Genomic DNA, 19,327 nt, shown 5'->3' on the forward strand with positions numbered 1-19,327 from the left:
ATGTTGAATTCAGCCCGGAGGACGGCAGCCGGTCGGACATGGATTTTCTCTGTCGCGTGATCGAGGCAGTCATTGCGGAAGGTGCTTCGACCATCAATTTCGCCGACACCGTCGGCTACGGCGTGCCGGAGTTGTACGGCAATATGATCCGGACGCTTCGCGAACGGATTCCGAATTCCGATAAAGCAATTTGGTCGGTGCATTGCCACAACGATCTCGGCATGGCGGTAGCAAATTCCCTCGCTGGCGTGGTGATTGGCGGCGCACGACAGGTCGAGTGCACGATCAACGGCTTGGGTGAGCGAGCCGGCAATACTGCTCTGGAAGAAGTGGTCATGGCTGTGAAAACCCGCAAGGACCATTTCAACCTGGATCTGTCAATCGACCTTTCGCAGATCGTGCCTGCATCGAAACTGGTGTCGCAAATCACCGGATTTGCTGTGCAGCCGAACAAGGCCGTCGTCGGTGCAAACGCTTTTGCCCATGCGTCTGGCATCCATCAGGATGGCGTCTTGAAAGCTCGTGATACCTATGAAATCATGCGGGCAGAAGACGTCGGCTGGACGACAAACAAAATCGTGTTAGGCAAATTGTCCGGGCGCAATGCATTCAAGCAGCGGTTGGAGGAATTGGGCATCGAACTCGACTCGGAAACGGAAGTGAATGCCGCTTTCTCCCGGTTCAAGGAGCTGGCCGATCGCAAGTCGGAGATCTTCGATGAAGACATCATTGCTGTAGTTGCTGATGAGCAGCATTCCCATGACAACGAATACTTTCGATTCGTATCGCTTTCCCAGCGCTCCGAGACCGGTGAAAAGCCTTCGGCAAAGGTTGTTTTCACAATGGATGGCAAGGAGCTGTCATGTGAAGGAGAGGGGAACGGCCCGGTGGACGCGACGGTAAATGCCATTGAATCGAAGGCGGCAAGCGGTTCCGAGCTGCTTCTCTTCTCGGTGAATGCGATCACGACCGGGACGCAGTCTCAAGGTGAGGTGACCATGCGACTGTCGAAGGCGGGACGAATTGTGAATGGTGTCGGTGCCGATCCAGATATCGTGGTTGCCTCGGCCAAGGCTTATATTTCTGCCTTGAACAAGCTTCATTCCAAAGCGGAACGGCTGAATCCTCAGCTCTGAGCATTCTCGCATATAGAAAGAGCGCCTACTTGGGAAGGCGCTTTTTTCGTTAGAGATATGCAGTGAGCTTCCGCTAGCGTCGCGATAGTCCGAATGGAAAGCGCATATCGGGATCGAATCGGGGATCCGGCCCGTTCATCATCTTCTGCACAACACCGTTCCGATCGAAATGCACATGCATCAATGAATTCCAGACGTCGCTCTCCTTGTAGGGGTACGACCACACTTCAAGATCCGAAAGGGATAAATACGACGTATCGCTTGGGGCGCCAATGGTATGCAATACGTCCTTTTTATTCGCTTGGCCTGGTGTGATCGTCGCGAACTTTTGCAGCGTCAATACCTGCTCAAAAGAGGTGACACGTCCATCAGGGCCAATGCGTGCCATATATGTTTGCTGTCCCCATGGTCCTCTTGCATATTCAAGCAGGCCTCCCTTTTCATCCTTGTAACGGTTTGTGGGCTGGCCAAGTTTGGCAATCACCTGTGCCTCGGTTTCTCCAGGTGTGATAGTGCCGCTATGCAATATGGCACAGCCTTGGAGCCAGGCGAACAAGGCGGCAATCAAGAGGCGAGCGGGGCGTTTCATGGCAATCCTTAAAAACATAGCTAAGTGTTTGAATCCTCAGGTCATTTCCTATATACTGCGCATCTTGGTCGTTTTGACCAAATTTTTTCATCAATTGTTCACGGTGGATGGGGTTGCGACTCCGCTCACCGCATGTGAAAGGTAAGTCATGACTGTCGAAAATATCGATAAGGCCGCTATCATTGCGGATAACGCCCGGGGCCAGAATGATACCGGCTCTCCGGAAGTGCAAGTCGCATTGCTGACTGCGCGCATCAACGAACTCAACGGCCACTTCAAAGCCCATGCCAAGGATCACCACTCCCGTCGTGGCTTGATTATGATGGTCAACCGTCGCAAGAAGCTCTTGTCTTACCTGAAGGGTAAAGACGCGACCCGTTACCGTTCCCTGATCGAGAAACTCGGTCTTCGTAAGTAACTCATTGCGATATTTTATTCCGATTTATCGCTGAAATGCCTGCGTCAGTTCACTGATGCAGGCATTTTGCCTTTTGGCGGTTCGTAATTTAATAGTCGTAAAGATGGCTTGCTGCTTGCGGCAGGTCATTCGTGGTGAGGTGAACGACAGCCCCTGAAAATCTGTCGGCAAAAAAGAAAGGAAACACCGTGTTCAATAAAGTAACCAAAACCTTCCAGTACGGCCAGCATCAGGTCACCCTGGAAACAGGAGAGATCGCTCGCCAAGCCTCCGGCGCAGTCGTCGTGTCGATCGAAGATACCGTCATCCTGGCTACCGTCGTAGCACGCAAGGATGCCAAGCCGGGACAGGATTTTTTCCCGCTTACCGTTGACTACGTGGAAAAAAGCTACGCGGCCGGCCGTATTCCCGGTGGCTTTTTCAAGCGCGAGGGCCGTCCGTCCGAGAAGGAAACTCTCACATCGCGTCTTATCGACCGCCCAATTCGTCCGCTTTTCCCGGAAGGCTATTTGAATGAAGTACAGGTAATCATCCACGTATTGTCGGTCAATCCTGAAATTGATCCTGATATTGCCTCGATGATCGGTGCCTCTGCTGCATTGTGCATCGCCGGCATTCCTTTCAATGGCCCGCTTGGCGCCGCACGCGTTGGCTATGCAAATGGCCAGTACATTCTGAATCCCACGAGCTCCCAGCTTGCGACATCCGAAATGGATCTGGTGGTCGCCGGTACGGAACAGGCAGTCCTGATGGTCGAATCGGAAGCCAACCAGTTGTCAGAAGAGATCATGCTGGGCGCCGTAGTATTCGGCCATGAGCAAATGCAGTCGGTCATCAATGCCATTCATGACCTGGTTCGTGACGGCGGCAAGCCCGAGGTAGAGTGGAGCCCGGCGCCGAAAAACGAAGCGCTGATTGCCCGTGTAACGCAACACGCCGAAGCGAAGCTGCGCGAGGCATATCAGACAAAGGACAAGCAGGCTCGCACAGCCAAGCTCAATGCAGTAACCTCGGAAGTCAATGCCGCCCTGGCCGAAGAAGCTGGTGCTGCAGGCGCGAGCGCGCCGGATGCGGCAGAAGTAGGCAGCATTCTGTTCGACCTCGAGTCGAAAATCGTTCGCTCTCAGATCCTTGAAGGCGAGCCACGGATTGACGGACGCGATACCCGTACGGTACGTCCGATCACAATCCGTACGAGCGTCTTGCCCCGTACCCACGGTTCTGCGTTATTCACCCGCGGCGAAACACAGGCGCTGGTCGTGGCGACACTGGGTACGGCACGCGATGAGCAGAAGATTGACGCCCTGATGGGCGAATACTCCGACCGCTTCATGCTCCACTACAACATGCCCCCGTTCGCCACTGGCGAAACCGGTCGTGTGGGTACGCCGAAGCGGCGTGAAATCGGCCATGGCCGCTTGGCTAAGCGCGCGCTCCAGGCGGCACTTCCGGCACCTGAAGAGTTCAGCTATTCGGTGCGTCTGGTTTCGGAGATCACGGAATCGAACGGTTCTTCGTCGATGGCATCGGTCTGCGGCGGTTGCTTGGCTCTCATGGATGCGGGCGTTCCGATGAAATCGCATGTCGCGGGTATCGCGATGGGGCTGATCAAGGACGGCAGCAAATTTGCCGTGTTGACTGACATTCTGGGCGATGAAGATCATCTCGGCGATATGGACTTCAAGGTTGCGGGTACCGCGACAGGCATTACCGCATTGCAGATGGATATCAAGATCCAGGGTATTACCAAGGAAATCATGCAGGTCGCCCTGGCGCAGGCAAAAGAAGGACGCATGCATATTCTGAGCAAGATGCAGGAAGCCGTTCCGCAAGGCAAGGTGGAACTGTCCAATTTCGCCCCGCGCCTGATTACCATCAAGATCAATCCTGAGAAGATTCGTGACGTGATCGGCAAAGGCGGTGCTGTCATCCGCGCACTGACAGAAGAGACCGGTACGCAGATCGATATCAGCGACGAGGGCGTAGTGACGATTGCGTCGGTGGATGCCGCCGCAGGCCAGGAAGCAAAGCGCCGGATCGAGGAATTGACCGCCTCGGTTGAAGTTGGAAAAACGTACGACGGCACAGTGTTGAAGCTGCTTGATTTCGGCGCGATTGTGCAGGTAATGCCGGGCAAGGATGGTTTGCTGCACATCAGCCAGATCGCGAACGAACGTGTGAATGCGGTCGCCGACTATCTGAAGGAAGGCCAGCAGGTACGGGTCAAGGTTCTCGAAACCGACGATCGCGGTCGCCTGAAATTGTCGATGAAAGCCGCAGTGGCAGAAGAAAATGGTGAAGGCATGCAGCAGTAAGCAGAGCCGCTGTCTTTTCTGAATTGAAGCCGTCCGAAGCGAAAGCTCGGACGGCTTTTTTGTGTGCGCAACATGCAGCGGTTGTCTTTTGCCTTCAGCGTCATGCTAGCTTGATGCTAGGGCATGAGCATGCTTTCGCGAGTGCCCACGTCTGCTTGATTTTGTGGCTTTGCCGCTTCAAACAGTTGGTAGCCGTTCTTCCCGGATTCTTTGGCGATGTACATTGCACTGTCCGCATTCGCCAATAAAGTCTGCACCTCAATGCCATGATCTGGATAGATTGCAATCCCGATGCTCATATTCACTTCGACCGACTGGCAGCGAATCAGCATTGGTTTTGAAATCTCGTTTAGAAGTTTGATAGCGACGTCAACTGCATAACTGCTGTTTGCAAGCTCCTCGATGAGCACATAAAATTCGTCGCCTCCCATGCGGGCGATCTTGTCGGTATGGCGCAGACTATTGCGCAGCCGGCGTGCTGTCTCCCGCAGTACCTCATCACCCGCATCGTGCCCCAACGTATCGTTCACCTCTTTGAATTTATCAAGGTCGATGAAAAACACGGCAAACTTTTTCTGGTGCCGTTGCGCATTGCGCAGTGCCAGTTCAAGATATTCGCTAAAGAGAAATCGGTTCGGTAATGAAGTCAGCCCGTCATAGTGAGCCAGATAACGAATCCGATCTTCCGACGTGCGGCTGTCGATAGCTATGCCCGCAAGGTTTGCACAGATTTCGAGTAGTCGTTTAGTTCTTGCGTTCAGTGCATCACTTTCGCGGAAATAGAGCGCGAATGTTCCAAGAACCTTATTATGCTTCCCGAAAACCGGCCATGAAGCGGATGCCTGCACTCCATGGCGAAGGGCTTGGGCTCGGTAGTTGGCCCAGGTCGGATCCGTGCTTACGTCATTTGCGACAACCGGCTCCGCATGAAAGGCTGCAACGCCACAAGACCCGTTATGAGGACCAATTGGAAGTTGGCCCAGATCAGCAACGAACTCACTGGGCAGGCTGATTGAAATCCTAGGCGATAAGGTGGATTCTTCGACATTCAATAACATGACCGAGCATTTGCCAGTGCCCGACGCGGCTTCCGCAAACTTTGCGAGCGACATCAAGATATCTTGCAAGGGTGCGCCTGTTGCAATCATGTTTAAGATGCGGTTTTCACCCAACTGCAGTTTTTCCGAAAATTTGCGGGAGCTGATATCGCGCACGGTAATTTGCAGAGCCGGTGCGTCCTCATAGGTCAGCCTGCCGGTAGTCAGCTCCGCATGAAAAGCAGTGCCGTCAAGGCGCAACCAAATCTGTTCAAAAAACGGAGAATCAACCTGGCTGTTTTCCGGTTCGTTTGGAAGGCAATTGAGCCAGGCAGAATGAAAATCAGGGTGAATGAACTCAAGCAAGCTTTTGCCGATCAGGCTTTCCGAATCAGTCGACCCAAACAGCCGGCATCCCGCCTGATTGAGCAATGCCAGTTTTCCGTCCAGGAAAACCAGGGTCGCCTCCGGAGCCAGTTCCACCATTTCCCGATAACGCATGACTCTGTCTCCAAGAATGGCGTGGTTGTCATTACAGGCGTCGGTAGCTAAAGCAAAACGTGGATCATCAATTGTCGACATGTCCGCAAACGCGTCGGGGTGAGACTGGAATTGCAAGGGAAGGTGGACTCGTTGCATGGTGTGTTGACATAAACTGATTATTTCCGTTTGGAAACTTGACTGGATGATTAGTTCCAGGAAATTTGTAACCACGTTGTAACGAATGAATTACAAATAAGTAACTCGCGTGGAGCCATGCAGCCAGTAAAGATCACTGCAAATTATTGAGCGAATTTCCGGACCATTTGTTGTCTTCAATCAACTTAAGGGCAAAACAGGAATGCGTTCATCTTGGGGCTTGGCGGAAGAACGCCGCTTCTGGCGCACACAACAGACTGCTCGGCAGTGGCGTACAATAAGTTTCATTTTTTGCCATGGAGTTTCGCAATGCGAGCCATTGAAATAGTCAAGCCAGGAGCACCTGATGTTTTACAACCCTGCGTTCGGCCTGTCCCGGTTTTGAAGGACGGCGAGGTGCTCATCAAAGTGCATGCTGCAGGAGTAAATAGACCAGATGTCATTCAGCGACTGGGTCATTATCCTGTGCCGCCTGGCGCTTCCGATTTGCCCGGACTTGAAGTGGCTGGTGAAATCGTCGATGGCAATGTGGCGGATAGCGGATTCAAAATCGGCGACATGGTGTGCGCCCTCGTCCAGGGTGGAGGTTATGCAGAATACTGCAGTGCCCCGGTTCAGCAATGTTTGCCCGTGCCGGCGGGACTGACGGCTGTTGAAGCCGCTTCGCTGCCGGAAACGTTCTTTACGGTGTGGAGTAATGTGTTCGACCGTGCCAGGTTATCCGGCAAGGATACCCTCCTGGTGCAGGGCGGAACTTCGGGAATTGGCGTCACTGCAATACAGATCGCCAAAGCAATGGGACACACGGTTTTTGCGACAGCCGGATCCGATGAAAAATGTCGCGCTTGCGAAGCACTCGGTGCCGACAAGGCTATCAATTACCGTACCGAAGACTTTGTGGCGGCGGTTAAAACACTGACTGGCGGCCGAGGGGTTGACGTCATTCTTGATATGGTCGGCGGCGAATACATTGCGCGCGAGATCGATTGTTTGGCGGACGACGGGCGGCTTTCTTTGATTGCCCTGCTTGGCGGTTCCAAGGCCACCGTTGACCTCGGACAGGTGCTTCGTCGACGCCTGACGCTGACAGGTTCGACCTTGCGGCCACGATCCATTGCCTTCAAGGCCGAGATTGCTGCCAACCTACGCAAAAACGTATGGCCCTTACTTGAATCCAAGGCAATCAAGCCGGTAATTTTCAAGGTGTTTCCGCTTGAGCAGGCTGCGCAAGCCCATGCATTGATGGAAGCCAGTACCCATATCGGAAAGATCATGCTTCAAGTCGCCCGGTAATCCGATAAAGTAAGTTAATCAATGGGACTTTCCGGTCATGCGGTGCAGCAGTTTGACCGTATGGGACGCCACGCGCTAGAATGCCGGGTTATTGAAATTTTGGGGTCTTATGCGTCGCAAACTCATCGCCGGAAACTGGAAAATGAACGGCAGCCTCGCTGCAAATGGCAATTTACTGGCGTCAATAAAAGCCGGATTGCCTGGTTCAGCATGTGACGTAGCCGTCTGTGTTCCGGCAGTTTATTTGGCACAGACCCAATCCGAACTCTCTGGTTCCAAAATTGCATGGGGCGGACAGGACGTGTCGGCGCACGAGTCGGGCGCATACACCGGTGAAGTATCTGCCACAATGCTGCGCGATGTGGGATGCCGGTATGTCATTGTTGGACACTCGGAACGCCGGTCTTATCACAATGAAAGTGATGAGGTGGTTGCTCGCAAGGCATTGCGTGCGGCAGCATCGGGGCTTACGCCGATCATCTGTGTGGGCGAGTCGCTCGAGGAGCGCGAGTCGGGGGAAACCGATGAAGTCGTCGCGCGGCAAATCGATGCGGTGCTTGCCGTCATGGATGAGGAAAGTCTCAAGGGCGTTGTCGTGGCATACGAACCTGTATGGGCCATCGGCACGGGCAAGACGGCGACACCGCAAATGGCCCAGGATGTACACGCTTTTCTTCGGCAACGGTTGGGGGCAAAGAGCGTGGTGGCTGGAGAGAAAGTCAGAATTTTATACGGCGGCAGCATGAAGCCGGACAATGCAAAAGAATTGCTTTCAATGCCGGATATTGATGGTGGTTTGATAGGCGGAGCGTCCCTGAAGGCATCCGATTTTCTGGCAATAGTCAACGCCGCTTGAGAATCTGCGCGCGAATCTTATATACATGTTAGGACTTAAGTAATGAACGCATTGTTCACTTTCATCATTGTGCTCCAGGTCGTATCGGCACTGGTTATTATCGGACTTGTGCTGATACAGCATGGTAAAGGCGCGGACATGGGGGCTGCTTTTGGTTCTGGTGCTTCCGGCAGTCTTTTCGGTGCGACGGGCTCATCAAATTTCCTGTCCAAGTTCACAGGGGTGGCCGCAGCCGTATTCTTCTCTGCAACACTGGCACTCGCTCTCATCGGTAACAAGTACGGAGCATCCAATACTGGTGTGATGGATAGATTGCCTGCAAGTACCGTCCCTGCAGCGCCCGCTGCCGGGTCATCTGCCCCTGCTGCTGGTGCGCCCGCCGCCAATGCACCAGTTCCGGCGAACGTTGCTCCATCGACGCCTGCTCCTGCCCCAGCATCGCCAGCCGCTGGCGGCCAGGCAAATCAAATCCCGAAGTAGGTATTTCTACTAGGGGCAATTTCCTTGATTTGATGTAATTGTGCGTTGAACAAAGAGGGTGAAACGAGGTAAAATAGCGGACTTTAGCCGACGTGGTGAAATTGGTAGACACGCTATCTTGAGGGGGTAGTGGCGAAAGCTGTGCGAGTTCGAGTCTCGCCGTCGGCACCAAACGAACAAAGCCAGCAAGGGGTATGCCCGAGCTGGCTTTTTGTCGAGGAAGTCGTTGTTTGATTTGGCGGTTGCTGGCAAATCACTCAATTAACCCAACTTATCCGCTCGCTATGGTAAACCTCGAAAATTATTTCCCTATCTTGCTTTTTATTCTGGTTGGTATCGGGGTCGGTGTCGTACCCCAGGTGCTGGGTCGTGTACTTGGACCCCATAGGCCAGACGTAGCGAAGTTGTCGCCCTACGAGTGCGGCTTCGAGGCATTCGAGGATGCGCGCATGAAATTTGATGTGCGTTACTACCTGGTTGCCATTCTTTTCATTTTGTTCGATCTTGAGACTGCGTTCTTCTTCCCCTGGGGTGTCGCGATGCGAGATCTCGGCTGGCAAGGCCTCGTGACGATGCTGATTTTCATCCTCGAGTTCCTGGTCGGCTTCTGGTACATCTGGAAAAAGGGCGCTCTCGATTGGGAGTAAGTCATGTCTATTGAAGGTGTATTGAACGAAGGGTTTGTTACGACGACAGCTGATAAGCTGATCAACTGGACCCGAACCGGCTCTTTGTGGCCGATGACCTTTGGCCTCGCATGCTGCGCTGTGGAGATGATGCATGCCGGCGCTTCCCGCTATGACCTTGACCGGTTCGGCATTGTTTTTCGCCCATCTCCGCGCCAGTCCGATGTGATGATCGTCGCAGGTACGCTGTGCAACAAGATGGCGCCCGCACTGCGGAAGGTGTATGACCAGATGGCCGAGCCGCGATGGGTCATCTCCATGGGGACCTGCGCCAATGGCGGCGGCTATTACCACTATTCGTATTCGGTTGTGCGCGGATGTGATCGCATCGTGCCGGTCGACGTGTATGTGCCCGGGTGCCCACCGACCGCGGAAGCACTCCTGTATGGAATCCTGCAGTTGCAGAACAAGATTCGTCGCACCAATACCATTGCGCGCTGATTGCGCATCTCATTGAAGCATATGACCACGAAACTAGAAACTCTCGAAGCAGCCTTGCGTAATACGCTTGGAGACCACATATCGGACCTGACTGTGGCGTTGGGTGAAGTGACCGTGGTCGTCAAGGCTTCGTCGTACTTGACGGCGATGCGCAACTTGCGCGATCACGCTGACCTGCGTTTCGATGAAATGATGGACCTGTGCGGCGTTGATTACTCGACTTACCGAGATGGCGCATGGGAAGGGCCGCGATTTGCAGTTGTGTCTCATCTCCTGTCCACCTCCCATAATTGGCGTGTGCGTGTGCGTGTGTTCGCGCCGGATGACGATTTGCCGGTGGTCGCGTCGATGACAGAAGTGTGGTCCACAGCCAATTGGTACGAGCGTGAAGCGTTCGATTTCTTCGGTATCCTCTTCGAGGGTCATAACGACTTGCGCCGTATTCTCACAGACTACGGTTTCATCGGACATCCGTTCCGGAAAGATTTCCCGGTTACCGGTTACGTCGAGATGCGTTATGACCCGCAGCAAAAGCGCGTGATCTATCAGCCTGTGACGATTGACCCGCGTGAGATTACGCCACGAGTGATCCGTGAAGAAAATTACGGGATGAAATAATGGCTGAAATCAAGAATTACACACTGAACTTCGGTCCCCAGCATCCGGCTGCGCATGGTGTATTGCGGCTCGTGCTGGAACTGGATGGCGAGGTTATTCAACGTGCGGATCCGCATATCGGGCTGTTGCATCGTGCGACCGAAAAGCTGGCAGAGCAAAAGACCTATTTGCAGGCATTGCCCTACATGGATCGTCTCGACTATGTGTCGATGATGTGCAACGAGCATGGGTATGTGCTTGCGATCGAGAAGCTGCTTGGTCTTGAAGTGCCTTTGCGCGCGCAGTACATCCGCGTCATGTTCGACGAGATCACGCGCCTTCTGAACCATTTGCTGTGGATTGGTGCGCATGCACTGGACGTCGGCGCGATGGCAGTCTTTCTGTACGCATTCCGCGAACGTGAAGACCTGATGGATTGCTACGAAGCGGTATCCGGTGCTCGTATGCATGCGGCCTATTATCGGCCGGGTGGCGTCTATCGCGACCTGCCCGACGCAATGCCGCAGTACAAGGCATCGGTGGTGCGCAATGAAAAATCGGTAAGGCAGCTGAACGAGAACCGTCAGGGTTCGCTGCTGGACTTTATCGAGGACTTCACCAATCGTTTCCCCGGTTATGTCGATGAGTACGAAACTCTGTTGACCGACAACCGCATATGGAAGCAGCGATTGGTCGGTGTTGGCGTCGTATCGCCGGAGCGTGCCAAGGCAATGGGTTTTACCGGGCCGATGCTTCGTGGCTCCGGTGTCGAATGGGATCTGCGCAAGAAGCAGCCATACGAGGTGTATGACCTTCTCGATTTTGATATTCCCGTCGGCGTGAACGGCGACTGTTATGACCGCTATCTGGTGCGTATCGAAGAAATGCGTCAGTCGAACAGGATCATCAAGCAGTGCATCGAATGGCTGCGTAACAACCCTGGCCCTGTCATCACCGGCAATCACAAGGTGGCGCCACCTGACCGCGTGAGCATGAAGTCCAACATGGAAGAGCTCATTCACCACTTCAAGCTGTTCCAGGAAGGATTCCACGTACCTCAGGGCGAGGCCTATTCGGCGATTGAACATCCGAAGGGTGAATTTGGAATCTATATCGTGTCGGATGGCGCAAACAAACCATACCGCCTCAAGATCCGTGCGCCTGGATTTGCGCATCTGCAGGGACTCGATGAAATGGCCAAAGGCCACATGATCGCGGATGCAGTGACGATCATCGGAACACAGGACATCGTATTTGGCGAAATCGACCGCTGAGAGCGGGACGATATTAAAGGCAACAATCATGCTGTTATCAGAACAAGCGTACAAGTTGATCGATCGCGAACTCGCGAAGTTTCCGGCGGACCAGAAACAATCTGCGGTAATGGCCGCGCTCGCAATCGCACAGGACGAGAAAGGTTGGCTCGCTCCTGAAGTGATGCAGGCCGTGGCGGAGTATCTCGGCATGGCGCCGATCGCCGTTCAGGAAGTGGCGACTTTCTACAACATGTACAACACCAAGCCGGTCGGCAAGCACAAGATTTCGGTTTGCACCAATTTGCCTTGTGCACTGTCCGGCGGCGAAAAGGCTGCCGAGTATCTCAAGCAGAAACTCGGCGTGGATTTCAAGGACACGACGCCTGACGGTCACTTCACGTTGATCGAGGGTGAATGCATGGGGGCTTGCGGCGACGCGCCGGTCATGCTGGTGAATAACAAGCGCATGTGCAGCTTCATGTCGAACGATAAGATCGATGCGCTGGTGGAGGAATTGAAACGATGACTAGTCTGCATGACCGTCATATCAATCCGCTCATCCTGGCTGGCCTGGATGGCAATAACTGGCATCTGGCCGATTATGTGAAGCGCGGTGGCTACGAATCGCTGAAACGGATTCTCACTGAAAAAATCACGCCGGAACAGGTGATTGCGGAGCTGAAGGCGTCCTCCTTGCGTGGACGTGGTGGTGCTGGTTTTCCTACCGGCCTCAAATGGAGTTTCATGCCTCGGCAATTTCCCGGGCAAAAGTACCTCGTATGCAATACGGACGAAGGCGAGCCGGGCACGTTCAAGGATCGGGACATCATTCGCTTTAACCCGCATGCCCTGATTGAAGGCATGGCCATCGGCGCCTATGCGATGGGCATCACCGTGGGATACAACTATATTCACGGCGAGGTCTGGGCCGAGTATGCCCGCTTTGAAGAAGCGCTGGAAGAGGCTCGCGCGGCCGGATTCCTGGGCGACAGGATCATGGGTAGCGACTTCAGCTTCCAGTTGCATGCATTTCACGGCTACGGCGCGTACATCTGCGGGGAAGAAACCGCCTTGCTCGAATCGATCGAAGGCAAGAAAGGACAGCCGCGCTTCAAGCCGCCTTTTCCTGCCAGCTATGGTTTGTACGGAAAGCCGACGACGATCAACAATACCGAGACATTCGCGGCGGTGCCGTTTGTCTTCCGCATGGGCGGCGAAGCGTATGCCGCGCTGGGCAAGCCGAACAACGGCGGCACCAAGATTTTCTCGATGTCGGGCGACGTTGCAAGGCCGGGCAACTATGAAGTGCCACTCGGTACACCGTTCGCTAAACTCCTTGAGTTGGCCGGAGGCATGCGGGACGGAAAGAAGATCAAGGCTGTCATACCGGGAGGCTCGTCGATGCCGGTGCTCACCGGTGACGTCATGATGGCCACCGACATGGACTACGATTCGATCGCGAAAGCGGGTTCGATGCTCGGTTCTGGCGCGGTAATCGTCATGGATGAAACCCGTTGCATGGTGAAGTCGCTGTTGCGCCTGTCCTATTTCTATTTCGAGGAGTCGTGCGGACAATGCACGCCGTGCCGCGAGGGCACCGGCTGGCTGTACCGCATGGTCCATCGAATCGAGCACGGCGAAGGCCGCGCGTCGGATCTGGACATGCTGAATTCGATCGCCGACAACATCCAGGGGCGCACTATCTGCGCATTGGGTGATGCGGCCGCGATGCCGGTTCGCGCGATGATCAAGAATTTCCGCGACGAATTTGAATATCACATCGAACACAAGCACTGTCTGGTGCCGTCGTACGTTTGATGTCTGCATGGCGTGCCGATGCACGCCGATTTCCGGAATGATGCGATGCGCACCGCGCATCCGAAAACACTTGGGCGAATGCCATGGTTGAAATAGAAATAGACGGAAAAAAAGTAGAGGTGCAGGAAGGCAGCATGGTGATGGATGCGGCCAACAAGCTTGGCACTTACATCCCCCATTTTTGCTATCACAAGAAATTGTCGATCGCGGCGAACTGCCGCATGTGCCTGGTTGAAGTCGAAAAGGCTCCCAAGCCATTGCCTGCATGCGCCACACCGGTGACTGCCGGGATGATCGTGCGCTCGCAAAGCGACAAGGCGGTCAAAGCCCAGAAGGGCGTGATGGAGTTCCTGCTGATCAATCACCCGCTCGACTGCCCGATCTGCGATCAGGGCGGGGAATGCCAGTTGCAGGATCTGGCCGTGGGCTATGGACCTTCCTCGTCGCGGTATGACGAAGAGAAACGTGTCGTGGTGCCGAAAGATGTCGGCCCGCTGATTTCCACGCGCGAGATGAGCCGCTGCATCCACTGTACCCGCTGCGTGCGCTTCGGGCAGGAGATTGCGGGTGTGATGGAGTTCGGCATGTTGAATCGTGGCGAACATGCGGAAATCACGACGTTCGTCGACAAGGCGGTGACGTCTGAAATCTCGGGCAACATGATTGACTTGTGCCCGGTCGGTGCATTGACGTCAAAACCGTTTCGGTACAGCGCGCGTTCCTGGGAGCTGTCACGCCGCAAGTCGGTCAGCCCGCATGATGGCCTCGGCTCGAATCTGATTGTGCAGGTCAAGGGTGCGAAAGTCATGCGCGTGCTGCCGCTCGAGAACGAAGCGGTGAACGAGTGCTGGTTGTCGGATCGCGACCGCTTTTCCTATGAAGGCCTGAACAGCGAAGAACGGCTTACAGCGCCGATGATCAAGCAGGGCGGACGTTGGCAGGAAACGGACTGGCAAACCGCGCTTGAGTATGTGGCCCATGGTCTCAAAAACATCAAGCATGAGCATGGTGCCGATGCAATTGCCGCACTCGCGACGCCGTACTCCACGCTGGAAGAGCTTGCATTACTGCAAAAACTGGTCCGGGACCTCGGCTCGGACAATGTCGATTTTCGTCTGCGCCAATCGGACTTCTCGCTGGACGGAAAGGTCACGCCGTGGCTTGGCATGCCGATCCAGGAAATCGACCAACTGAAGCGAGTCCTCATCATCGGCTCCTTCCTGCGCAAGGATCACCCGTTACTGGCTGCCCGTCTGCGTCATGCAACCAAGCGCGGCGCAAGAATCAGTCTTTTGCATGGAGCCGACCAGGACTTGCTGATGCCGGTGACCAGCAAGATGATTGCTGCGCCGTCGGCATGGCTGTCGGCACTCGGCGAAATCATCGTGGCTATCGCGCAAACGAAAGGGATCGCAGCGCCTGCCGGATTCGAGAATGTGACGCCCTCGGCAGCTGCCAGGGAGACTGCGGCGAACCTGCTGTCCGGAGAGCCGAAGGCGGTTTTCCTCGGTAACGCGGTCGTGCATCATCCGCAGGCATCGAAGCTGCATGCCGCGGCACAGTGGATCGCCCAGCAAACCGATGCAAAATTCGGCTATCTGACCGAGGGCGCGAACACCGTCGGCGGCTACATTGCCAATGCCATCCCGCGCCAGGGCGCAAATGCGCAGGCGTTGTTTGCTCAGCCTCGCAAGGCATACGTACTGCTGCATGCCGAACCTGAACTCGATACGGCAAATCCGCAATTGGCACGCAGGGCACTTGACCAGGCGGAAATGGTCGTCGCGTTGTCGCCTTTCAAGCACGGTCTCGAGTATGCAGATGTCCTGCTGCCGGTTGCTCCATTCTCGGAAACGTCCGGTACATTCGTCAGCAGCGAAGGCCGGGTGCAAAGCTTCAACGGCACCGTCAGGCCGCTCGGCGAAACACGGCCGGCATGGAAGGTGATGCGCGTGCTTGGAAACCTGCTCGGACTGCAAGGATTCGAATTCGATACGTCGGAGGCGGTGCGCAACGAAATTTTCGGTGTTGGTTCCATTGCGGACATCGACCTGGCGCAGCTTCTCAACAATCTTGCCGACGTGGCGCCGCAACCGGCGGGTGCCGTATCCGGAGAGGCCGGGATCGAGCGCCTTGCCGATGTTCCGACTTATTTTTCGGATGCGATCGTCCGGCGTGCGCATGCACTGCAGCAGACCGCTGAAGCGGAGGCGCCGAAGGCATGGCTGTCCCCCGCGCTCGCGCAGCATATCGGTGTGACCACCGGCAACCAGGTCAGAGTGCGGCAAGGCGAGGGTAGTGCGGTCCTGACGGCAGCGGTTGACGGCGGCTTGCCGGATGGGGTGGTGCGCATTTCGGCGGCGCATCCGTCTACTGCCGGTCTGGGACCGATGTTCGGTCCGCTGAGCGTGGAGCGAGCATGATGGATCAGATGTTTACAACCATCCACAGCACCGGACAGGGTTGGTTCGGCTTCTTTTGGCCGCTGGTCTGGAACACGATCAAGATCGTCGCGATTGTGCTGCCGCTGATGGGCTGCGTTGCCTACCTGACGCTATGGGAACGCAAGATGATCGGCTGGATGCATGCTCGCATAGGCCCGAATCGTGTCGGTCCGGGGGGCTTGCTGCAGCCGATTGCCGATGCCTTGAAGCTGCTGCTGAAGGAGATCATCGTGCCCGCGCGCGCCAATACGGCGCTGTTCGTCATCGCTCCGATCATGACCATCATGCCTGCACTTGCTGCATGGGCCGTGGTGCCGTTCGGGCCGGACAGGGCGCTGGCGAATGTGAATGCCGGCCTGCTGTTCATCATGGCCATCACGTCGATGGAAGTGTACGGCGTCATCATCGCCGGCTGGGCGTCGAACTCGAAGTATGCGTTCCTCGGAGCGATGCGCGCATCCGCGCAGATGGTTTCCTATGAAATCGCCATGGGTTTTGCGCTGGTGATCGTGTTGATGGTGTCCGGCACCTTGAATCTGACGGAAATCGTCATGGTTCAAAACAAGGGATACTTTGCCGACATCGGCTTGACCTTCCTTTCGTGGAACTGGTTGCCGCTGCTGCCGATTTTCGTGATCTACGTTATTTCGGGTATCGCCGAAACAAACCGGCATCCGTTCGACGTGGTGGAAGGCGAATCGGAAATCGTCGCGGGTCACATGGTTGAATATTCGGGCATGTCGTTCGCAATGTTCTTCCTGGCCGAATACGCCAACATGATCCTGATTTCGGCACTGGCGTCGCTGCTGTTCCTCGGTGGCTGGGCGGCGCCGGTCGCGCTTCTCGACTGGATACCAGGCTGGATCTGGCTCGGCATCAAGACCTTCTTTGTCGTATCGCTGTTCATCTGGGCGCGCGCGTCATTCCCGCGCTACCGCTATGACCAGATCATGCGCCTCGGCTGGAAAGTTTTCATTCCGCTGACGCTTGCATACCTGGTCATCGTCGCGTTCTGGATACATTCGCCCTGGAATATTTGGGATTGAGACATTTTGTTTATTCGCTGAGCGGGCGGCAAATGAATCGCCGCTACGCTGGCAAATGGAAGAACTAGAGGCACGCAAATGCAAGCCATTAAAGATTTTTTCGGCAGCCTGATGCTGCGCGAACTGGTCAAGGGCCTTGCCCTGACCGGACGTTATATGTTTGCCCGCAAGATCACCGTGCAATTTCCGGAGGAAAAGACGCCGATGTCGCCACGCTTCCGTGGATTGCATGCGCTGCGTCGTTATCCCAACGGGGAAGAACGTTGCATCGCCTGCAAATTGTGTGAAGCAGTCTGCCCGGCGATGGCGATCACGATCGAATCGGAGCAGCGGGACGACGGCACCCGCCGTACGACACGGTACGATATCGACTTGACCAAATGCATTTTCTGCGGCTTCTGTGAGGAGTCCTGCCCGGTCGATTCAATCGTGGAAACGAATACGCTGGAATATCACGGCGAAAAGCGCGGTGACCTTTACTACACCAAGGAAATGCTGCTGGCGGTAGGCGACCGCTACGAGAAGGAAATTGCCGCTTCACGGGCAGCAGATGCCGCTTATCGTTAATCCGGCACTGATATAGCCATTTCTTTTAGTCGACCATGGAATTTCAAACTGCCCTGTTTTACGCGTTCTCGGCGATCCTGATCTTCGCCGCAATGCGGGTAATCACCGATCGCAATCCGGTACATGCCGCATTGTTTCTCGTGCTGTCGTTCTTTTCGGCGGCGGCCATCTGGCTGCTGCTGCGGGCCGAGTTCCTGGCGATCGTCCTCGTGCTTGTCTACGTGGGCGCAGTGATGGTTCTGTTCCTGTTCGTCGTGATGATGGTCGACATCAACATCGGCAAGATGCGTGAAGGGTTCTGGGGATATTTCCCGCTGGCGGCCACGATCGGGGTGGTGATCGTCCTCGAGATGGCCGCCGTGCTGTTGCATGGTTTTCGCATGGATGCTGAAGCACCGGCCCACTCGGCAAACATCGGCAATACCAAGGAGCTTGGCAAGCTGATCTACACCGAGTACGTGTACGCCTTCGAAATCGCCGCAGTCATTTTGCTGGTCGCCATTGTTGCAGCCGTCGCGCTGACGATGCGCAAGCGTAAGGACAGCAAGTATTTCGATCCGGCTGCCGCGGTAAAAGTAAAGCGTGGTGACCGCGTCCGCATGGTGAACATGAAATCGGAATCGGAACGCGCGAACGGCGGCACATCTGCACCTGTGCCAGCCGCAGATAAATAACAAGGGAGCGCCTCGTGGCATTAACGCTTGCACATTACCTGATTCTTGGCGCGATCCTTTTCGCGATCTCGATCGTCGGTATTTTCCTGAACCGCAAAAACGTCATTGTTCTGCTGATGGCAATTGAACTGATGCTTTTGGCAGTCAACATGAACTTCATCGCCTTTTCTTACTATCTCGGCGATGCAGCTGGACAGATTTTCGTTTTCTTCATCCTGACGGTGGCCGCTGCGGAATCCGCGATCGGCCTGGCGATTCTCGTTGCGTTGTTCCGCAACCTGGACACCATCAATGTGGAAGACCTGGACAGCCTTAAAGGCTAATTACAAAAAACAAACGCAAGGTTCATTATGGCGGGGCAACTTAACCCTAATCTGCTGTTGGCTGTGCCGTTGGCACCTCTCGTCGGCTCTGCGATTGCCGGCTTGTTCGGCACAAAATTTCTGGGCAATAAAATTGGACGTACGGCGTCGCACAGTGTGACGATCCTGGGCGTTCTCATTTCCCTCATCATTTCCGTTCACACGCTGCTGGCGGTGCTGGATGGCGCGAGCTACAGTGGAACAATCTATGAGTGGATGAGGGTGGGGGACATCACGCTCGAAATTGGCTTTCTGGTCGACAGCCTGACGGCAATGATGATGTGCGTCGTCACCTTCGTTTCCCTGATGGTGCATATCTATACCATCGGCTATATGAAGGACGACGAGGGCTATAACCGATTCTTCTCCTATATCTCGCTGTTCACTTTCTCGATGTTGATGCTCGTCATGAGCAACAACTTCCTGCAGTTGTTCTTCGGTTGGGAAGCGGTCGGCCTCGTTTCCTACCTCCTGATCGGGTTCTGGTACACCAAGCCGACCGCCATATTTGCAAACATGAAGGCCTTTCTGGTCAATCGCGTCGGCGACTTCGGCTTCATTCTCGGCATCGGACTCCTGCTGGCCTATGCCGGCTCGATGAATTACCAGGAAGTGTTCGCACGCAGCAGCGAACTTGCCGCATGGACTCTGCCTGGGACCGATTGGATGTTGT

At 55.0% G+C, this 19,327-nt stretch carries 20 protein-coding genes and 1 tRNA gene; 19 read left to right on the forward strand and 2 right to left on the reverse strand.

Going from position 1 to position 19,327, the window contains the following annotated elements; translation table 11 throughout:
• The coding region (locus V7080_RS11205; protein WP_334188480.1) for a 2-isopropylmalate synthase at positions 1 to 1,136 on the forward strand (1,136 nt) is incomplete at its 5' end.
• Between the two features lie 73 nt (positions 1,137 to 1,209).
• On the opposite strand, the gene V7080_RS11210 is transcribed toward V7080_RS11205, so the two are convergent.
• Complete coding sequence (locus tag V7080_RS11210) at positions 1,210 to 1,725, reverse strand: hypothetical protein (RefSeq protein WP_334188481.1); 516 nt, start codon at positions 1,723 to 1,725, stop codon at positions 1,210 to 1,212.
• A 148-nt stretch (positions 1,726 to 1,873) separates the two neighbouring features.
• Between V7080_RS11210 and rpsO the strand changes: the two genes are divergently transcribed.
• Both rpsO and pnp read left to right on the forward strand, forming a co-directional pair.
• Positions 1,874 to 2,143: a 30S ribosomal protein S15 gene (gene rpsO, locus V7080_RS11215; protein ID WP_334188482.1), complete on the forward strand. Its 270-nt coding sequence runs from the start codon at positions 1,874 to 1,876 to the stop codon at positions 2,141 to 2,143.
• A gap of 188 nt (positions 2,144 to 2,331) precedes the next feature.
• The gene (gene pnp, locus V7080_RS11220; RefSeq protein ID WP_334188483.1) at positions 2,332 to 4,458 is read left to right on the forward strand and encodes a polyribonucleotide nucleotidyltransferase; all 2,127 of its coding nucleotides are present in this window, start codon (positions 2,332 to 2,334) and stop codon (positions 4,456 to 4,458) included.
• Between the two features lie 116 nt (positions 4,459 to 4,574).
• Here the strand turns inward: pnp and V7080_RS11225 are convergent, their stop codons facing one another.
• A complete protein-coding gene (locus tag V7080_RS11225) occupies positions 4,575 to 6,134 on the reverse strand; it encodes a diguanylate cyclase domain-containing protein (RefSeq protein ID WP_334188484.1) in 1,560 nt (519 codons plus the stop codon).
• Between the two features lie 309 nt (positions 6,135 to 6,443).
• Here V7080_RS11225 and V7080_RS11230 point away from each other — a divergent pair, with 309 nt between their 5' ends.
• The 16 genes from V7080_RS11230 to V7080_RS11305 form a co-directional block, all read left to right on the forward strand.
• A complete protein-coding gene (locus V7080_RS11230; RefSeq protein ID WP_334188485.1) occupies positions 6,444 to 7,427 on the forward strand; it encodes an NAD(P)H-quinone oxidoreductase in 984 nt (327 codons plus the stop codon).
• Between the two features lie 109 nt (positions 7,428 to 7,536).
• Positions 7,537 to 8,283, forward strand: a complete 747-nt coding sequence (gene tpiA, locus V7080_RS11235) for a triose-phosphate isomerase (protein WP_334188486.1) — start codon at positions 7,537 to 7,539, stop codon at positions 8,281 to 8,283.
• 42 nt (positions 8,284 to 8,325) lie between these two features.
• Positions 8,326 to 8,763 (forward strand): preprotein translocase subunit SecG, encoded by a 438-nt coding sequence (gene secG, locus V7080_RS11240; protein ID WP_334188487.1) that lies wholly within the window; start codon positions 8,326 to 8,328, stop codon positions 8,761 to 8,763.
• An 86-nt stretch (positions 8,764 to 8,849) separates the two neighbouring features.
• A tRNA-Leu gene (locus tag V7080_RS11245) sits at positions 8,850 to 8,934 on the forward strand.
• A gap of 113 nt (positions 8,935 to 9,047) precedes the next feature.
• Positions 9,048 to 9,410 carry an NADH-quinone oxidoreductase subunit A gene (locus tag V7080_RS11250; protein WP_326860872.1) on the forward strand — a complete coding sequence of 121 codons (363 nt, stop codon included), beginning with the start codon at positions 9,048 to 9,050 and terminating at the stop codon, positions 9,408 to 9,410.
• A 3-nt stretch (positions 9,411 to 9,413) separates the two neighbouring features.
• A complete protein-coding gene (locus V7080_RS11255) occupies positions 9,414 to 9,890 on the forward strand; it encodes a NuoB/complex I 20 kDa subunit family protein (RefSeq protein ID WP_326860871.1) in 477 nt (158 codons plus the stop codon).
• 21 nt (positions 9,891 to 9,911) lie between these two features.
• A complete protein-coding gene (locus tag V7080_RS11260) occupies positions 9,912 to 10,508 on the forward strand; it encodes an NADH-quinone oxidoreductase subunit C (protein ID WP_334188488.1) in 597 nt (198 codons plus the stop codon).
• Positions 10,508 to 11,761, forward strand: a complete 1,254-nt coding sequence (locus tag V7080_RS11265; protein ID WP_334188489.1) for an NADH-quinone oxidoreductase subunit D — start codon at positions 10,508 to 10,510, stop codon at positions 11,759 to 11,761. Before V7080_RS11260 ends, V7080_RS11265 begins: the two co-directional genes overlap by 1 nt.
• 28 nt (positions 11,762 to 11,789) lie before the next feature.
• Positions 11,790 to 12,269, forward strand: coding sequence for an NADH-quinone oxidoreductase subunit NuoE (gene nuoE / locus V7080_RS11270; protein ID WP_334188490.1), 480 nt, complete (start codon positions 11,790 to 11,792; stop codon positions 12,267 to 12,269).
• Complete coding sequence (nuoF, locus tag V7080_RS11275) at positions 12,266 to 13,561, forward strand: NADH-quinone oxidoreductase subunit NuoF (RefSeq protein ID WP_334188491.1); 1,296 nt, start codon at positions 12,266 to 12,268, stop codon at positions 13,559 to 13,561. The genes nuoE and nuoF overlap by 4 nt, the downstream gene beginning before the upstream one ends.
• A gap of 83 nt (positions 13,562 to 13,644) precedes the next feature.
• The gene (gene nuoG, locus V7080_RS11280; protein ID WP_334188492.1) at positions 13,645 to 15,984 is read left to right on the forward strand and encodes an NADH-quinone oxidoreductase subunit NuoG; all 2,340 of its coding nucleotides are present in this window, start codon (positions 13,645 to 13,647) and stop codon (positions 15,982 to 15,984) included.
• A complete protein-coding gene (gene nuoH / locus V7080_RS11285) occupies positions 15,984 to 17,051 on the forward strand; it encodes an NADH-quinone oxidoreductase subunit NuoH (protein WP_334188497.1) in 1,068 nt (355 codons plus the stop codon). Before nuoG ends, nuoH begins: the two co-directional genes overlap by 1 nt.
• 78 nt (positions 17,052 to 17,129) lie before the next feature.
• Positions 17,130 to 17,618, forward strand: a complete 489-nt coding sequence (nuoI, locus tag V7080_RS11290; RefSeq protein WP_334188493.1) for an NADH-quinone oxidoreductase subunit NuoI — start codon at positions 17,130 to 17,132, stop codon at positions 17,616 to 17,618.
• Between the two features lie 35 nt (positions 17,619 to 17,653).
• A complete protein-coding gene (locus V7080_RS11295; protein ID WP_334188494.1) occupies positions 17,654 to 18,292 on the forward strand; it encodes an NADH-quinone oxidoreductase subunit J in 639 nt (212 codons plus the stop codon).
• Between the two features lie 14 nt (positions 18,293 to 18,306).
• Complete coding sequence (nuoK, locus tag V7080_RS11300; protein WP_334188495.1) at positions 18,307 to 18,615, forward strand: NADH-quinone oxidoreductase subunit NuoK; 309 nt, start codon at positions 18,307 to 18,309, stop codon at positions 18,613 to 18,615.
• Between the two features lie 27 nt (positions 18,616 to 18,642).
• Positions 18,643 to 19,327, forward strand: a 685-nt coding sequence (locus tag V7080_RS11305) for a proton-conducting transporter transmembrane domain-containing protein (protein ID WP_334188496.1), incomplete at its 3' end; no start/stop codon positions are given.

It is taken from the genome of Noviherbaspirillum sp., from assembly GCF_036846085.1.
Taxonomy (GTDB): Bacteria; Pseudomonadota; Gammaproteobacteria; order Burkholderiales; family Burkholderiaceae_D; genus Noviherbaspirillum.

Bases quoted from the DNA above. Each gene is read 5' to 3' on its own strand.
- V7080_RS11210 (WP_334188481.1), bottom strand. From the start codon at position 1,725: ATGAAACGCCCCGCTCGCCTCTTGATTGCCGCCTTGTTCGCCTGGCTC.
- rpsO (WP_334188482.1), top strand. From the start codon at position 1,874: ATGACTGTCGAAAATATCGATAAGGCCGCTATCATTGCGGATAACGCC.
- V7080_RS11225 (WP_334188484.1), bottom strand. From the start codon at position 6,134: ATGCAACGAGTCCACCTTCCCTTGCAATTCCAGTCTCACCCCGACGCG.
- V7080_RS11230 (WP_334188485.1), top strand. From the start codon at position 6,444: ATGCGAGCCATTGAAATAGTCAAGCCAGGAGCACCTGATGTTTTACAA.
- tpiA (WP_334188486.1), top strand. From the start codon at position 7,537: ATGCGTCGCAAACTCATCGCCGGAAACTGGAAAATGAACGGCAGCCTC.
- secG (WP_334188487.1), top strand. From the start codon at position 8,326: ATGAACGCATTGTTCACTTTCATCATTGTGCTCCAGGTCGTATCGGCA.
- V7080_RS11250 (WP_326860872.1), top strand. From the start codon at position 9,048: ATGGTAAACCTCGAAAATTATTTCCCTATCTTGCTTTTTATTCTGGTT.
- V7080_RS11255 (WP_326860871.1), top strand. From the start codon at position 9,414: ATGTCTATTGAAGGTGTATTGAACGAAGGGTTTGTTACGACGACAGCT.
- V7080_RS11260 (WP_334188488.1), top strand. From the start codon at position 9,912: ATGACCACGAAACTAGAAACTCTCGAAGCAGCCTTGCGTAATACGCTT.
- V7080_RS11265 (WP_334188489.1), top strand. From the start codon at position 10,508: ATGGCTGAAATCAAGAATTACACACTGAACTTCGGTCCCCAGCATCCG.
- nuoE (WP_334188490.1), top strand. From the start codon at position 11,790: ATGCTGTTATCAGAACAAGCGTACAAGTTGATCGATCGCGAACTCGCG.
- nuoF (WP_334188491.1), top strand. From the start codon at position 12,266: ATGACTAGTCTGCATGACCGTCATATCAATCCGCTCATCCTGGCTGGC.
- nuoG (WP_334188492.1), top strand. From the start codon at position 13,645: ATGGTTGAAATAGAAATAGACGGAAAAAAAGTAGAGGTGCAGGAAGGC.
- nuoH (WP_334188497.1), top strand. From the start codon at position 15,984: ATGGATCAGATGTTTACAACCATCCACAGCACCGGACAGGGTTGGTTC.
- nuoI (WP_334188493.1), top strand. From the start codon at position 17,130: ATGCAAGCCATTAAAGATTTTTTCGGCAGCCTGATGCTGCGCGAACTG.
- V7080_RS11295 (WP_334188494.1), top strand. From the start codon at position 17,654: ATGGAATTTCAAACTGCCCTGTTTTACGCGTTCTCGGCGATCCTGATC.